The organism is Thalassovita mediterranea, from assembly GCA_019448215.1.
GTDB lineage: Bacteria > Pseudomonadota > Alphaproteobacteria > Caulobacterales > Hyphomonadaceae > Henriciella.
This window is the reverse complement of record CP080408.1, coordinates 402,959-418,323: the sequence shown is the minus strand read 5'-3', so window position 1 is coordinate 418,323 and position 15,365 is coordinate 402,959. Positions and strand designations below refer to the sequence as shown.

The 15,365-nt window shown below is 60.4% G+C and carries 18 protein-coding genes; 12 read left to right on the top strand and 6 right to left on the bottom strand.

All coding sequences use genetic code 11. The features are described from left to right. Positions 1-30 precede the first annotated feature (30 nt). From KUV46_02045 to KUV46_02005, 9 genes are all read left to right on the top strand, one after another. Complete coding sequence (locus tag KUV46_02045; protein ID QYJ01186.1) at positions 31-1,509, top strand: sigma-54 dependent transcriptional regulator; 1,479 nt, start codon at positions 31-33, stop codon at positions 1,507-1,509. Positions 1,510-1,632: 123 nt separating this feature from the next. Further along, on the top strand, positions 1,633-2,517 hold the full coding sequence (locus KUV46_02040) for a bifunctional helix-turn-helix domain-containing protein/methylated-DNA--[protein]-cysteine S-methyltransferase (GenBank protein QYJ01185.1): 885 nt from the start codon (positions 1,633-1,635) through the stop codon (positions 2,515-2,517). 52 nt (positions 2,518-2,569) lie between these two features. Further along, a complete protein-coding gene (locus KUV46_02035) occupies positions 2,570-3,040 on the top strand; it encodes a hypothetical protein (GenBank protein ID QYJ01184.1) in 471 nt (156 codons plus the stop codon). Beyond that, on the top strand, positions 3,037-3,507 hold the full coding sequence (locus tag KUV46_02030; protein QYJ01183.1) for a VOC family protein: 471 nt from the start codon (positions 3,037-3,039) through the stop codon (positions 3,505-3,507). The genes KUV46_02035 and KUV46_02030 overlap by 4 nt, the downstream gene beginning before the upstream one ends. A 58-nt stretch (positions 3,508-3,565) precedes the next feature. Next, positions 3,566-4,921: an AarF/ABC1/UbiB kinase family protein gene (locus KUV46_02025; GenBank protein QYJ01182.1), complete on the top strand. Its 1,356-nt coding sequence runs from the start codon at positions 3,566-3,568 to the stop codon at positions 4,919-4,921. A 9-nt stretch (positions 4,922-4,930) separates the two neighbouring features. After that, the gene (locus KUV46_02020) at positions 4,931-5,674 is read left to right on the top strand and encodes a CPBP family intramembrane metalloprotease (protein QYJ01181.1); all 744 of its coding nucleotides are present in this window, start codon (positions 4,931-4,933) and stop codon (positions 5,672-5,674) included. Between the two features lie 42 nt (positions 5,675-5,716). After that, positions 5,717-6,151, top strand: coding sequence for a PaaI family thioesterase (locus tag KUV46_02015; GenBank protein ID QYJ01180.1), 435 nt, complete (start codon positions 5,717-5,719; stop codon positions 6,149-6,151). Between the two features lie 14 nt (positions 6,152-6,165). Further along, complete coding sequence (locus KUV46_02010; GenBank protein QYJ01179.1) at positions 6,166-7,155, top strand: alpha/beta hydrolase; 990 nt, start codon at positions 6,166-6,168, stop codon at positions 7,153-7,155. 45 nt (positions 7,156-7,200) lie between these two features. Then, entirely contained in the window at positions 7,201-7,695 is a 495-nt protein-coding gene (locus KUV46_02005) for an N-acetyltransferase (protein ID QYJ01178.1), read from the top strand. Here the strand turns inward: KUV46_02005 and KUV46_02000 are convergent. The 4 genes from KUV46_02000 to KUV46_01985 form a co-directional block, all read right to left on the bottom strand. Continuing rightward, positions 7,692-8,174: a MarR family transcriptional regulator gene (locus tag KUV46_02000; GenBank protein QYJ01177.1), complete on the bottom strand. Its 483-nt coding sequence runs from the start codon at positions 8,172-8,174 to the stop codon at positions 7,692-7,694. The two genes, KUV46_02005 and KUV46_02000, sit on opposite strands and share 4 nt — an antisense overlap. Then, complete coding sequence (locus tag KUV46_01995) at positions 8,167-9,303, bottom strand: twin-arginine translocation pathway signal protein (GenBank protein QYJ01176.1); 1,137 nt, start codon at positions 9,301-9,303, stop codon at positions 8,167-8,169. The genes KUV46_02000 and KUV46_01995 overlap by 8 nt, the downstream gene beginning before the upstream one ends. A gap of 81 nt (positions 9,304-9,384) precedes the next feature. Then, on the bottom strand, positions 9,385-9,942 hold the full coding sequence (locus tag KUV46_01990) for a DUF421 domain-containing protein (GenBank protein QYJ01175.1): 558 nt from the start codon (positions 9,940-9,942) through the stop codon (positions 9,385-9,387). 207 nt (positions 9,943-10,149) lie between these two features. Then, complete coding sequence (locus KUV46_01985) at positions 10,150-10,941, bottom strand: hypothetical protein (GenBank protein ID QYJ01174.1); 792 nt, start codon at positions 10,939-10,941, stop codon at positions 10,150-10,152. Between the two features lie 116 nt (positions 10,942-11,057). Between KUV46_01985 and KUV46_01980 the strand changes: the two genes are divergently transcribed. Together KUV46_01980 and arsB are read left to right on the top strand one after the other, a co-directional pair. After that, positions 11,058-11,420 carry a metalloregulator ArsR/SmtB family transcription factor gene (locus KUV46_01980; GenBank protein QYJ01173.1) on the top strand — a complete coding sequence of 121 codons (363 nt, stop codon included), beginning with the start codon at positions 11,058-11,060 and terminating at the stop codon, positions 11,418-11,420. A 30-nt stretch (positions 11,421-11,450) separates the two neighbouring features. Next, the gene (arsB, locus tag KUV46_01975; GenBank protein ID QYJ01172.1) at positions 11,451-12,476 is read left to right on the top strand and encodes an ACR3 family arsenite efflux transporter; all 1,026 of its coding nucleotides are present in this window, start codon (positions 11,451-11,453) and stop codon (positions 12,474-12,476) included. 227 nt (positions 12,477-12,703) lie between these two features. Here arsB and KUV46_01970 read toward each other — a convergent pair whose 3' ends face one another. Further along, on the bottom strand, positions 12,704-13,105 hold the full coding sequence (locus KUV46_01970; GenBank protein QYJ01171.1) for a hypothetical protein: 402 nt from the start codon (positions 13,103-13,105) through the stop codon (positions 12,704-12,706). Positions 13,106-13,228: 123 nt separating this feature from the next. Then, positions 13,229-14,314, bottom strand: a complete 1,086-nt coding sequence (locus KUV46_01965; protein ID QYJ01170.1) for a DUF4263 domain-containing protein — start codon at positions 14,312-14,314, stop codon at positions 13,229-13,231. 134 nt (positions 14,315-14,448) lie between these two features. Between KUV46_01965 and KUV46_01960 the strand changes: the two genes are divergently transcribed. Further along, positions 14,449-15,312 (top strand): hypothetical protein, encoded by an 864-nt coding sequence (locus KUV46_01960; protein QYJ01169.1) that lies wholly within the window; start codon positions 14,449-14,451, stop codon positions 15,310-15,312. The last annotated feature ends 53 nt before the right edge of the window (positions 15,313-15,365 follow it).

Below are 15,365 nucleotides of genomic sequence, written 5' to 3'. Positions count from 1 at the left end.
GGTCGAACAGGCTTTCAGGAGTGATGTGACATGGCGAAGACGGTTCTGGTCATCGATGACGATCCAACCCAGCGCAGGCTGATCCAGGCTGCGGTGGAAAAGGCTGGCTTTGCCTGCCGGACCGCCCCGGATGGCGAAACCGGTTTCACGACCGCGACCGAAGCTGGCGCAGATGTCATTCTTCTCGACCTGACCATGCCTGGCCTTTCGGGGATGGAAACGCTGGAACGCCTTGGTGAGCGTATTCCCGATGTGCCGGTCATCATGCTGACCGCAACCTCCGGCATCGACACCATCGTGACCGCCATGCGCGCAGGTGCCGTCGACTTCGTCGTCAAACCTGCCAATCCTGAACGCGTCGTCGTCTCGATCCGCAACGCCCTCAAAATGTCCTCGCTGACCGGCGAAGTGAAACGCCTCACCCGCAAGTCAGAAGGCGGGATGAGCTTTGACGACATGATCGCGGCCGCCCCGGCCATGCGCCAGGTCGTTCGCCTCGGCCAGCGTGCGGCAAGCTCTGATATTCCGGTCCTGATCCTCGGTGAAAGTGGTGTCGGTAAGGAAGTTATCGCCCGCTGCATCCAGGGCGCGTCCGACCGGGCCGGCAAGCCATTCGTCACCGTCAACTGCGGCGCCATTCCTGAAAACCTCGTCGAAAGTATCCTTTTCGGCCATGAGAAGGGCGCGTTTACGGGCGCGGTCTCCAAATCCCTCGGCAAGTTCGTCGAGGCAGATGGCGGCACGCTTTTCCTCGATGAGATTGGCGAACTGCCGCTCGACATGCAGGTCAAACTTCTGCGCGCCCTTCAGGAAGGTGAGGTCGATGCTGTCGGCTCGCGCCGTCCGACCAAGGTAGACGTGCGCATCGTCTCGGCGACCAACCGCGACCTTGCCGAACAGGTTAAGGCCGGCAACTTCCGCGAAGACCTCTATTACCGTCTCAACGTGTTCCCGGTCGATGTCCCGTCGCTGCGAGAGCGCCGCGAGGATATTCCAGCTCTCGTCAGCCACTTCATCTCGCGCTTCAACGCGTCTGAGAACCGTGACGTGGAAACCGCCAGCGAGGAAACGCTGCAGATGCTCTGCGCCTTCGACTGGCCGGGTAATGTCCGCCAGCTCGAGAACGCCGTCTTCCGCGCTGTTATCCTCTGTGAAGGTGACACGCTGCAGCCGCACGACTTCCCGCAGATCTCCGGCGTCATGCCTGAGATGGTAGACCTGCCGCCCGTGCCAAAACGTGTTCCGCCGGCGAATGACCTGCCAGCAGTCGAAAACGAACCGGTTGCTGAGATGATGGCCGCGCCATCGAGCCCCGTCACGATCAAGGATGAGGAAGGCGAGCTTCGCCCGCTGACCGATATCGAACGCGACATCATCGAATACGCGATCGATTTCTATCAGGGCCATATGTCCGAAGTCAGCCGCCGCCTCGGCATCGGCCGCTCGACCCTCTATCGCAAGATCCGCGAGTATGAGCTCGACGGCGAAGAGAACCGCAAGGCGGGCTAGCGCGGGGCCGCGCACCCAAATTCGATCAGGGCCTCGCCAGTGGCGGGGCCTTTTTCATGTGGGGCGCGGGTGATGCGCAAGAAACGGGTGGCAGCGGCCCGCCGGGCGCGGCAAACTCTGCCCATGACGAACACTGCTTCCTCGCTTTCCGAACGCTCGGTCGCCTATGGCCGCATGGCCGACGCGCTCTCGCACCTCGGTGACACCTGGCGCGACTGGCCGGACCTCGCTGAGTGCGCGCGGGCCGTCGGTCTCTCGCCACACCACTTCCAGCGCGAATTCACCCGCTGGGCCGGTATCAGTCCCAAGCAGTATCAGGCCGCTCTTGCTCATGCTGAGGCAGGCGACCTCCTGCGTCAGGGTGCGAGCCTGCTGGACGCATCGTATGAGACGGGCCTCTCGGGCCCATCCCGCCTGCATGACCTGTTCATCGCGCATGAGGGCCTCACGCCCGGCGAAGCAAAGACAGGCGGGCAGGGCGCGGACCTTGTCATGGGAGAGGCCGAAACGCCTTTCGGAACAGCCATCCTCGTCATTTCGCCGCGCGGCCTTTGCGGGCTTGGCTTTGCCGATGACGGGGCGGATGCGAAATCCGGTTTTGAGCATCCGGGCTACGGCAAGCGGGCTGTAAAAGAGGACTTCGCCAGCCGCTACCCCAATGCCTCCATCCGCGAAGACAATGGCGAGGCGGCCCGCTGGGCGACGCGCATCTTCGAGGGCACAGAGCCTGTGCCCGTCGCGCTCTATGGCACACCCTTCCGCCGTCAAATCTGGCGGGCGCTTCTCGATATCCCACCGGGCGAGACACGCACCTATGGCGAGGTCGCCGCTGCCGCAGGCCAGCCAAAGGCAGCGCGGGCTGCGGGAACTGCAATCGGGGCGAACACAATATCGTGGCTTATTCCCTGCCATCGCGCCCTTGCGTCAGATGGGCGGTTACATAATTACCATTGGGGTGTGGCGCGAAAGCGCGCCATGCTGACATTTGAGCGCGCACACGCCGCCTGAGGCCTCCTCACTGGTCTCGCGGCAGGCAAGGCGCCCGGCCAATGGAAGAGACATGGGATACCTTACATTTTACGCGATGATGTTCGTCGCACTCGGGCTGTGGGGAATCTGGATTCTGATGAAGTGGCGTGAGCTGCCGACTTTCTCGAAAGCGGTCTACGACTCGATGCGCGAGAAGAAGCTACTTTCCGACCGCGTTTCCCAAGAAGATTTCAAGGAAATCTTCATCCGCAGCGAAGCACCGCTGGCCGCCTCCTATCGCTGGGGCGCAGCACTGGTCAGCCTTCTCGCGCTGCCGCTCCTCATCATGGGGTTCAACAGTCTGTGGGACTTCATGTGGCGCCTTGGCGGCTCCGTCCCCGGCCCCATGGAACGGGGCTATATGTTCAACGTGTTCATGACCTTCATGTTCGTCATGGGCGCGGTCGTCCTGTTTCTCTACGCGGTGACCTCGCACTATTACCGCAATGCCCCGCCTTCATTGAAATCTGAAATCCGCCGCCTCGAAGGAAAAGACGAATGAGTGTTGAATACCTCCACACCATGATCCGGATCAGCGACGTTGACGCGGCGCTGAAATTCTTCTGCGACGGCCTCGGCCTGAAGGAAATCCGCCGGGTCGACAATGAAGCGGGCCGTTTCACGCTCGTCTTCCTTGCTTCGCCAGAAGACATTGCCCGTCACAAGCCGGACCCGAACGAGACGGGTCTGCCGCCCGGTCTTCCTATGATCGAACTGACCCACAACTGGGACCCTGAAGAATTGGAAGGCGGCCGCAATTTCGGTCATCTCGCCTATAAGGTCGATGACATCTACGCCGCCACTGAGCGCTTTCAGAACCTTGGCGTGACGATCAACCGCCCGCCCCGCGACGGCCGCATGTGCTTTGTGCGCTCGCCGGACGGTATCTCGGTCGAGCTTCTGCAGAAGGGCGATCCCCTTCCGCCGAAAGAGCCATGGGCCAGCGCCGAGAACATCGGCACTTGGTAGGCAAAGCGCCGCATCTGGCGGCGTTGCTTGCACCAGCCTCCGGCTTAAATGCCTGCGCATGGCAGACGATAAAGACAAAGAGCGTAACAGGTTCAGCGCCCGGCTGAGGCGGACCGCGCAGGTCGGCTCCAACCTGTCTGGCGCTGGCGTCGCCTTTGCGGCGAACCGTTTCTTTGGCGGCGATGAAGGCGATGAGCGCACCGCCCGCGCACTCGCCTCCGCCCTTGGCAAGACCAAGGGACCGCTGATGAAGGTCGCGCAGATCCTGTCGACCATTCCTGATTTCCTGCCGCAGGAATACGCAGATGAGCTGTCGCAGCTTCAGGCGCAGGCCCCGCCCATGGGCTGGGCTTTCGTAAAGCGCCGCATGCGCGCCGAGCTCGGGCCCGACTGGCAGGACAAGTTTGCAAGCTTCGGTCAGGAAGCGGCCCATGCGGCCTCGCTGGGGCAGGTGCACCGCGCGACATTGCCGGACGGCCGCGAGGTCGCCTGCAAACTTCAATACCCGGACATGGCGAGCGCGGTTGAAAGCGATGTCGGCCAACTAAAAAGTCTGCTCGGCATGTTCCGCCGCCTCGATGGCTCCATCGATCCTGAGGAGATCGTCGTCGAAATCTCTGATCGCCTCCGCGAAGAGCTCGATTACAAGCGAGAGCGCAAGGCGATGAACCTCTATCGCCACATGCTTGAGGAGAAAGATTTCGTCCACATCCCCCAGCCCGTGGATGAGCTATCTACTGACCGCCTCCTTACCATGGAGTGGGTGACCGGCGATCCGCTGACTGCTTGGCAGGATGCGCCGCAAGAGGTGCGCAATGGCATCGCCAAGCGCCTCTACTGGACGTGGTGGCTGCCCATGCTGCGCTATGCCGTCATCCACGGCGACCCGCATCTTGGCAACTACCAGGTCACTGATGGCGGCGAGGGGCTCAATCTGCTCGACTTTGGCTGCATCCGTATCTTCCCGCCAAACTTCGTTGGCGGCGTTGTCGACCTCTACCGCGCCATCCGGGCGGATGATTTTGACGCGACCTATGCGGCCTATGAAAAGTGGGGCTTCAAGAACCTCAACAAGGACCTCGTCGAGATACTGAACATCTGGGCAAAGTTCATCTACGGCCCGCTTCTGGAAGACCGGGTGCGCAGTGTCGCTGACGGCGTCGCACCCGGCGAGTATGGCCGCAAGCAGGCCTTCGAAGTTCGTAAGCGCCTGAAAGAGGCTGGCCCTGTCACCATCCCGCGTGAGTTCGTCTTCATGGACCGTGCCGCGATCGGGCTTGGCGCGGCCTATATCCGGCTTGGCGCTGAGGTGAACTACCACCGCCTGTTCGAGGAAAGCCTCGAAGGGTTCAGCGAAGACGCGGTCGCTGCCCGCCAGTCCGAAGCGCTTTCCAAGGCAGGCCTTACGGTCTAGTCCGGGCTGATGGAATCGAAGCCCTACAACACGCCCGAAGCGCTGGGCCGTGAGCCGTTCACGGCTGCGTTCTGGACGCTGTGTGCGCCCTTCCTGTTCCCCGTGCTCGGCGCCTTCCTGATCGGCCTTGCCTGGCCGGGCTTCAATCAGGTCATCAACGGGACCGATAGAACCACTGAAGCCATCGGCCTTCTCTGGACAGCGCTTGCGGCGATCCATCTCGTCCATTTTGCGATCCTGAGCATCTGGAGTGAGCGTATGGGCGCAGGGGCCTTCGCTGGCTCCATGCGCGCTTCGCAGAACTGGATCGTCGCCTCCATCCTTCTCGGCCCGGTCATCCTGATCGCACCGAACCTGATCGCGGCCCTCATCGCAGGCGGTGAGCAGGGCTGGGAGTATTCACGTGACGTCGATACCAGCTTCTTCGCGCGCGAGAACTGGGGCATCGCCTACCTCATCTTCGCGCTCGTACTGGCCCCCATCCTTGAGGAAGTGACCTTTCGCGGCGTTGCGCTGGGCGCGCTCGTTGTCCGGGGCGTGCCTCCCATCATGGCAATGGCGCTGTCCTCTGCCGCCTTCACCTTCCTGCACCTTCAATACAGCATCCCGGCCCTCATCGTTGTCTTCGTTGCGGGGATGGGGTTTGCGTGGCTGCGACTGAAGAGCGGGTCCATGCTCGTGCCGATCCTCGCGCATATCGCGGCCAACAGCATGATCACCTTTCTCGCCAGCCTCGCGCCTCCCGCTGGGTGAGGACTTGTTGGCCCCGGCGGCTTACGGCACACCGCATTCGAAATGACAGACGATCTAGACCGTTCCCAGACATTCGATCTTCCTGAAGGCTACCAGCTCCTGCCATGGCACAGGGGCTTTGGTCGCCAGATCGGCCCGCTCTTCGAAAAGCGCGGACCAGATGGCATCACCTGCGCCTTCCGGGTCGAGGAGCATCACACCAATGGCATGATGAACGCCCATGGCGGCATGCTGATGACCTTCGCTGACATGGCCTGGGGCGCAGCGGTCGAAAGCGACGAGGATAGCTGGTGGGTCACCATCCGTCTTCTTTGTGACTTCCTGTCCGGCGCCAAGCATGGCGAGTTCGTCGAGGGCAAGGCCAGCATCGTGGCCGAGGAAGCGAACGTCTATACCGTCGAAGGCCGCATCTGGACCGGAGAGCGCACGCTTCTCACCGGCAGCGGTATCTTCAAGGTCATAGAGCGGCGCGGATAGGCAGGAGACAGCTCATGAGTGACGGCAACCTGCCGAACAAGGCGCCAGACGTACATCCCGCGCCCAAGGAAGAAGACATGACGCTCGCCCGCTATGGCGGCGAGAAGCCAGCCGCGCCGGATTGGTTCAACTGGGCCATCGCGCAGGAGGCCCGCGAGGCCAGCGTCGAAGTCGATGGCGCCAGGATCGCCTATCGAAGCTGGGGTGACCCGTCCAAGCCCGGCCTGCTACTCGCCCACGGAAATGGTGCGCATGCCCGCTGGTGGGACTTTATCGCGCCCTTCCTCGCGGCCGACTATCACGTCGTTGCCCCAACTTTCTCAGGCATGGGCGATAGCGACTGGCGCAAGGCTTACAGCTTCCCGCTGTTCAGCCGCGAACAGCATGCCGTCTGCGAACATGCAGGCCTGTTCGACCATGCCGAGAAGCCGATCATCGTCTCGCACAGCTTTGGCGGGATCATCTCGCTTTATACCACGATCAGCGAAGGCGGGGACAGATTTGCCGGCGCGGTCATCGTCGATAGCCATATCGAGCCGCCGGGCGAGGAACGTCCACGTCCGCCCCGCCGCACGCGGGCAAACCGCATCTATCCAAGCTTCAATGAGGCACTGGCGCGCTTCCGTCTCGCCCCGCCGCAGCCTTGTGAAAACGATTACATCGTCGACTATATCGCCCGTCACAGCATCAAGGAGATGACGGGTGAGGATGGCGAGGAAGGCTATTCCTGGAAGTTCGATCCCTTCATCTTCAACTCGCTGATGGATGAGTGGAATGATGTCGACCTGACCGCGATGGAAACGCGCTGTCCCATCGTCTTCATGCGAGGCGGGCTGTCAGACCTCGTGCCGGACCGGGTCGCGAATTATATGAGCTCGCTTCAGGACCCGCCCGTGCCGATGATCACGGTGCCGGAGGCCTATCACCATGTGATGCTCGACCAGCCGCTCGCCTTCGTCTCATCGATCCGCGGGCTGCTTGCTGGCTGGCCGGGGCATCGCTGATTTGGCGTTTGCAAGCTCTGGCCGCGCGCCCTACACAGCCGCGAAATGATAGAGATCCTCCCTGAGACGCCCGCCCAGCATGCCGAGGCGATAGAAGACCTGTTCGACCGCACCTTCGGGCCTGGCCACTTCGCCAAGACCGCAGAGCGGCTGCGCGAATATTCGTGGACGCTGCCAGAGATCAACCGCGTGGCCGTGGTCGACCGCGACACGGTCGTTGGCGTCTGCCGTGTCTGGCCGCTCAAGGTTGGCGCGCGGGGCGACAAGGCGTTGTTCTACGGACCTGTTGCTGTCTCGCCAGCCTGGCGAGGCTCAGAACTTGGCCTTCAGCTGACGGAAGCGGCGCTTGAAGCTGGCAAGGCAGCTGGCTGGCCCGCAGCCGTGCTGATCGGTGCGCCGGCCTATTTTGGACGGATCGGTTTCGAAGTGACCCCGCGCGGGCGCCTCACCTTTCCGGGGCCACAAGACCAGTCCCGCGTCATGGTGCGGGATCTTGCAGGCGATGCCAGCCTGCTCGAAGGGCTTGTGACGGCAGCCTAGTCTTCTCTGTCGCGATCAGCATCCATCCAGGCGCGAAGCTCTGACAAGGGACCAATCAGGCCTTCCGCCTTTTCGCGGCTCATCGCCTCGCGCGTCCGGTTAAGAAGCGGCGCGGCTTGCTTGAGCCCCTCTTCACGCGCCTGCCTCCCGCTCTCTGTCAGAAAGACGCGTTTCGAGCGGCCATCTGTCTCGCTTGGTTCAACACGGATGAAACCTTTCTGCTCCAGCCGCGCGAGGGTCGACGTCATCGTTCCGCGCGTGACCTGAAAGGCCTCTGCAAGCTGGGCAGGTGTCTTGTCGTCGCCGAGCCGCACACAATGGTTCAGTATGTTGAACTGCGCCTGGGTGAGCCCGTATGGGAGGATTTTCTCAAACGCGCTCGTTGCCAGCTGCTGGATGATGCCTATTTCGTTGAACAGGCGGAAAAACACGGCCTCATCGGGCAGGGCGGCGAGCTGTTCGGGCGGGGTGTCAGACAAGGTGGGCGTTCAATCCTCTTCTCGGAGTCGCGATCACTTCGGGACCATACCCAACCCGGACCAGCATCTGTAGTCTTTTTCCTTCACCGATGAGGGCGTGCACCTCTTCATACAGCTCCGCCATCTCCGGATATTCCTGCAGGGACTGGCTCCAGGGATGAATGCCGAGGCCAAGCTCGGTCGCTTTCAGATTGAGACGGACATACGCACGCCCGGCATTGATCTGTTCTTGGCGCGAAGTGTCATCATTGCTCAGCCAGAGAAAGCCGCGCGCTGACATAGCCATGGCTTCATACATGGCAAGCCCCTGCTGGAAACCTGCAGACGTCGGATCGGCGAGGCTGTCGCGGTTGACCATGCCGAGGAGCTTGCCAGCGGCAATCATCGGGCCTTCAAGCTCAATGCCATCGGGGTTCTCGCGCACTTCGCGGGCGCCGATCCGCATGAGGTCGACTGATTCCTGATTGGTGTAGTCTGTCGTGACTTCCAGCTTGTGGGCCTGCCAGGTGAGCTCGCGCAGTTTGGCCGTAAGCGCTGTATTGCCGGTCGCCCCGACCCGTTGGCCATAGGTGGTGCCCGCCTGCACAAGCGCGCCCAGCTTCTCCGGCTCAACGTCTTTTTGCGCATAGACCTCCTTGTTGGAGCGTCTCTTGAGCACCTGTGCAAATAGCGGGTCGGGGGTCGCCTGTCCGGGGAGGAAACGGACATGGGCAATCGGCGCGCTGGCGAGCGAGGACATGTCGCTGCCTTCGGGAAAGAGGTCGATTTCGGCGGCGTAGCCCTCTTCAGCGGCGGCGAGGCGGAGGAGTTCGAGGAAAGCGCCGCACCCGATGGTGATCTGGCGATCGAACGGGTCGGTCGCGGGCAGTCTGCGCTCAGGATCTGGATAGAAAGTGAGGGCATCATCGCCGACCAGCGCGACCTTCCAGGGCTGGAGATTGTGCGGGTTGGGCGCCAGCAAGGCGTAGGACAGCGTGCGCTTGCGGAAATCGTCATACCGCCCGGCTTCACGCCAGGGACGCCGCGCCTCACTGGACGGCCCGTTGGCCAGGACGAAGCCGCCCACGCTTCCGGCGGCGAGAACGGTGCCACCCCCAATCAGCATCAGAACATTCCGGCGCGTAACCATCCCCGTCTCCATTTAGTTTGATGCCATACAAGTATAGTATGGCGTCAAACTAGTCAAGACGTTCGGGAGATCAGGCGCGCGTCAGGAGGTTTGCGCGCGTTCTACCTGAGGCACGACATCAATGCCGTCGACATCCTCCAGAGCGCGGATCTGCTTTTCATTCGCGCCTTTGGCGACGACGCTGAAGGACGCGTTCGTCTCGAGGATAACCCACTGGACCTGGTCAGGATCGACAAGGCCGTTCTGGCGGATGGCGGACATGACTTCGCGCTTGGTGACCCGCTCCTTGCGCATGGCGTCTTCGCGGAAGACGCCATTGCCAAGCAGGACAACCGGCTTCGCCTTGACCAGTTTCGACAGGAATTTGCTGTGCAGCACAGACTTGGTCAGCACCCATTGCAGGATCAGGAGCATCACGATGGCGGCGACTGATTCCAGTACGGTCACGCCCTTGAGAACGATGCCGGAACCGACCAGAGAACCGATCGCCACGGTCACGATCCAGTCGAAGTTATTCATCTGCGAGGTTGCCCGCTTTCCTGAAAGCCGGATCGCGAGAACGATGGTGAGATACATGATCGGTGCAGAGATGAGCACGCGGACGAGGTCGCTCTGCTGATCGAGAAGGATGGGGTCCATGGGGCTGCTCCGGCTGGCTAAGTCTGCAATTTCAATGAACCGGGCGGTCGTGTGTTCCAACAGGCGTACAATTTACGCGTGTATATTCAGTGCGTGGCGAGAAGAGACCGAACGCATCAGGGGCAGGACCAGCAACAGCAGCTAGGCATGATGGGCATTATGCACGCGCCGACAGGGAGGGGGACGGATAAAACTGTTCCTCTGACCTCACGCGCGCCCGGCGACGGTCCGGTCGCGGCGAAGCTTGAGAACCTCTCCCGGCCGCCGCTGCCCCGAAAGGAGGCGCTCTGTAAGGCGCTCATAGTGCTGGATGAAGCGTTCGACCCATCGGGTCTCTGCCTCACTCAGTGTGCCGGGCGCCTTGCCGAGGTTGTCTGCCTCCTGCTGCAGGCGCCAGCCGAGGACCGTCTCGAAGCCGGGCGCGTCGAGGTAGATAAAGCTATCGGCCATATCCCAGAGGCGGGCATAGGGGCCGGCGAGTTGCGCCTCCTGATATTGCCGCCATGCGCCAGAGGGGTCTTCGTCCTCGATGCTATTGAGCGGCGCATCCGATGGGGCTGACGGATCAGTCGCGACGCCTATGAGCCAGCCTTCGAGGATGATGAGGCTGGGGCGGTCCTCTAGCGTGAGCACAACTGGCTCGACGCGGTCATCATCCCGCTTGGAGAATCGGGGCAGGGATATCTTGGTGCCGGGCTGGGCGGCCTTGAGCGCGGTGAGCGTCTCCATGAGGAGCGGGAGGTCATGCGTGCCGGGAGGGCCGCGCGTGGCGAACAGCGGGTGGACCTCAGCAGCGAGCCGCGCGCGCTCAGCCTTTGGCAGATAGAAGTCGTCAATGCCGAGGCCGATGGCGCGGGGGCCGAGCACCTCGAGCGCAGAACGTAGCGCCGTCGACTTGCCGATCCCCTGCGCGCCGGAGATGAAGACGAGGCGCGGCGCGGGCCCTTCGGAGAGCTGTGCCTCGAGGAGCGGCAGGAGGGCGTCGGCAAGCTCGGTCATGACGCGCAGTTTGAGCAAGGCCGGACAGGGATCAAGGGCGTTCTTGCGAGCGGCCTGCCTTATCGATCCACCGAAGCCCGATTGACGCGCTTCCATATTTCAACGATTGTGGAAATATGGAAACCAAGACTGCTCTGCTCGCATTCTCGGCCCTCTCTCAGGAGGGGCGGCTGGAGGTGTTCCGGCTGCTGGTTAAGGCAGGGCCGGACGGGCTGGCCGCTGGCCTCATCGCAGAACGTGCGGGCCGCGCGCCCAATACGCTGTCGGCGCAGCTGAACCTGCTTCAGCAGGCGGGCCTGATCGAGAGCCGGCGTGAGGGGCGCTCCATCATCTATTCTGCCTGTTTCGACAAAGTCAGCGACCTCATCGTCTACCTGATGGAAGATTGCTGCGCCGGTGAGCCATGCGTTGCGAGCAGTGTTCAGGCGGCGGCCGAGCGTGCGCTTTGCTGTGCGCCGTCTTCCCCAGTGAACTCATAATACGCCAGCCGACAAAGACGGGGAAACTCCATGGGTACTTTTGAGCGATATCTGTCGGTCTGGGTCGCGCTTGCCATCGTGGTCGGGATCGGGCTTGGCCAGTTGCTGCCGGGGGTCTTCGGCGCGCTGGCGGGGTTTGAATATGCCAATGTGAACTTCGCGGTCGCTATCCTGATCTGGGCGATGGTCTGGCCCATGATGATCGGGGTGGACTTCTCATCGCTCGCCCGCGTGGGGGAGAAGCCGAAGGGCCTTCTCATTACGCTGGTGGTGAACTGGCTGATCAAGCCTTTCACCATGGCGGCGCTGGGCGTTCTCTTCTTTCGTTATGTGTTCGCTGGCTTCATCCCGGAGGCGGATGCTGCAGGGTATATCGCAGGGCTGATCCTGCTCGGCGCGGCGCCCTGTACGGCGATGGTCTTCATCTGGTCACAGCTGACGCGCGGAGAGCCGAACTACACCCTCGTCCAGGTCAGCGTGAATGACGCGATCATGGTCGTCGCCTTCGCGCCGATTGTGGCGTTCCTTCTGGGCATTACCGACATCATCGTGCCGTGGGAGACGCTGCTGCTGTCAGTCGCGCTCTATGTCGTCGTGCCGCTGGTGGCGGGGATCACGGTGCGCCAGATGCTGAAGGCGCGAGGTGGTGAGGCTGCCGTCAATGGTTTCATCGAGCGGGTGAAGCCTGCCTCGGTGCTAGGCCTTTTGCTGACCGTGGTTCTCCTTTTCGGGTTTCAGGGGGAGGTGATCCTCTCCCAGCCGCTGGTCATTGCCCTCATTGCCGTGCCGATCCTGATCCAGTCCTATGGCATGTTCGCGGTGGCCTATGGCGCGGCCTATGCGCTGAAAGTCCCGCACAATGTCGCCGCGCCCTGCGCGCTGATCGGGACGTCGAACTTCTTTGAGCTGGCGGTCGCTGTGGCGATCTCTCTGTTTGGGCTTAACTCCGGCGCGGCGCTCGCGACCGTGGTGGGTGTGCTGGTGGAAGTGCCGGTGATGCTGTCTCTCGTTGCGTTCGCGAACCGGACGCGGGGGGCTTTTGTGGAAGAGGGCTGATGCCTTCTCCCTTCTCCCTTGGGAGAAGGGTCGGGGATGAGGGGGAGCGGCCTCTCGTCAGGCGGCGCGGCTTGCAGTGATGAAACATGAGCATCGCTGCCGCTTCAGTTCCTGATACGGCTTCTGCTTCCCCTCACCCCTGGCCCCTCTCCCCAAGGAGAGGGGAATGAGTTTGCGCATCCAGCCAGCACCAACGCCCGCAGGCTCCCTTGGGCGGAGTGCGGGTGTCAGGATTTGTTGCACGAGATCCCGGCCTTCGCCGGGATGAGCGGATATTGGTGGATCGGCGGGGCGCGGGCGGTGGTTTTGGTGGGGTGTCGCTCTGGTGTGAGGGCGGTGTGCCCCTGGTGCAGCGGCGGTGTAGGCGCGGTGCATAGGGTGAGCGCGGTCCAGGCAGGCTCAAGCTGCAAGGCGGGGCGTGTCCAGGGGGTTGGGGTAGAGGCGGCGGGCAGCGCGGCGCGCTGGGTCTCGGCTTCTGTCAGTTCCCATGCCGAGACCCAGATGACGCCATCCTCGCGCACATGCCAGTTTACCCAGCTGCGGCCGTCGGCCCTCGCTTCGTCAAAAGTGGCGCTCAGCCGGCCCAGATAATGAAACAGCGTCCGCCAGTGCCGCACCGGCACCCGCATCAGACAGCTCCATATGATCGCCCAGCTCAGCTCCATGCGGGAGCGTTATAGACGGGCGCGTGGGGAGGGGGATGGATTGTTCGAGAAGGAGTTACTAAGGGGGCGACACCATTAGCCAGATTGCTAGAATGGAATCTCCTCCTCAAAGTCAGAAGCTAATTGGCAAGAGTCGTCCAAATTTATTTCTGAACTAGGGAGCACTACATCCAAAATGGCTTCGCTTTGGGCCAACAAATGATCGTATGTCATTACTTTAATACTTCTAAGTCGTTGATTGAGGCCATGAAGACACCTCGTTTTTTCATCGTTCCAATCGAGTGAGCGACCAATTATTATTGTAGCTCGAGGGTGATAAGCTACGATCTCGGGATGATCACGTAATCCTTGAGCAGCTGCCTCATGTAATACGTCAAGATATCGATGGCATTGTCCAATCGCTTTCGAAGTATCCGAAGAGAAATAGTAGTTCCGGTGCGAGCCATCGTACTTCAGAACATCCATATCGGGGCGCTTCAACTCCACTATGTCGGACAGCCCGGAAGATATATCGGGCAGAAGCTTATCCACCTGATCAGATATCGATATGCTGCGTGTGATATCTGTTATTCGTTTTGCGGGACCCAGTGCCCAAAAGTGATCATCGCACCACCGTTGATAAGCATTTTCAGCGACTTCGCCTTCCGAAAGCATGGTCCGCAGTTTTTCGACTGCTGTTTCAATTTCTCGAACACGAATGGCGCTTCTGAAGGCATCGCATAATTCGGAGGAAAGTTCGGCGTCCCTCAAATGAGCTACAATTTCCGGCTGCCCAAGTACGTTGGTAATCGCCGCAGCAACTGTCTTTGGATCATGTCCACCAAGTTCGGTCTCGATCGTCTGTCCACTTACTTTTATTAAAATATAATCGCCTTCGACTTCCGGGCTCTCTGAAATAGCAAGATGTGCCTTCAGTGCTTTAAGCAAGCTGAGCGTTTCTTGCCCTGAGAGCGACACGGACTTTTCCTCAATGAGCTTTGGTCCGACTTTCTGTTTACGCCACGTGACTATTTTTCCAGCCAGTTCTTGGTGATCTGAATGTGGAATAAAGAAGGGAACGAACGTAACTTTAGACCGCGAGTTGTCCTTCAGAACGACTGGATCGCCATAGTAGGAAGTACCCGATTTGGCGCGCCTCGCTCTGATATAATCGCTGCTATCGATTTTAGACATTAGGATTGTAACTCAAGTCTGCATGAAGTTAAGATGTACATTATATTGGAGTACACAAGCGTGAGGTCGAAAATTGATTGCGGTGTGGCACATTATTTCAACGGCCAGACGTTCTGGGAAACGTTGATCTTGTAATGCTTGAGAAGCATCGAGGTCTGTACGTTGCGGCTTTAATATTTGTTGCTGCCGGTCAGCTGGCGCAGGCGCAAGAACGCTTAGATCAATCCGAGCAGCTAGCTGATGATGAGCAAGCCGCCGCCGAGCAGCCTAAAGTGCCGGTTCCCGTTATTATTTTGGAATCTGAGGAAGCCGTAGAGTCCCGCCAAAGAGCACAAGAAGAGTCCGCACAACGCGAAAAAGCTGATCTTGCTGCTCAGCAAGGCATGAATCTCGCAACGGAAAAGATGGCAGACTATGCCCTCTTTCAAACAGCGCTCGTGCTAGTTGGTACTATAGCTCTTTTATGGACGCTTCTCTTGACTCGGCAGGCCAACCGTGCGGCTCGCGATGCTGTTTCAGTTACTCGTGAAATGGGGGAGGCGCAAACGCGAGCGTACCTCGATTTTAGATTTTTGAGCGCTACTTACTTGCGGGGGCGCAATGGGGGCGATGGACTTCGGATCAGCGGAATATTGCACGTTGTAGGGCACTCTCCGGCCAAGTACGTTCGATCTGGTTTGTGGGTCGGCGACCAAATGCATCAGGGCGAAGAGCCTCCCCTCGGGATGGAGTTGCAGCAATTTGGCACTTACGTCGCGCCCGCTTCGGTAATGAATGATGTTTCGGTTCAGGTGCCGTTCAATACGGTAAATTTCAATGTTGGGAGCGCCAACCAAGTCTGGTGTTGCATTTTCGTTCAATGGGAAGATATTTTCAATAAAACGCAAACGGCCAAATACCAATTTGCGTTGATCGATACCTCTACCGGAACTCACCTTACAGGCGCGCAACTACAATTGGGCTGCCAAAATAATACCGTTGGCACCTCTTCAAGCTAGGTTGGGATCGGCATTTAATCGCAAACGAAAATCACTCTAAATGCAAGCACCTA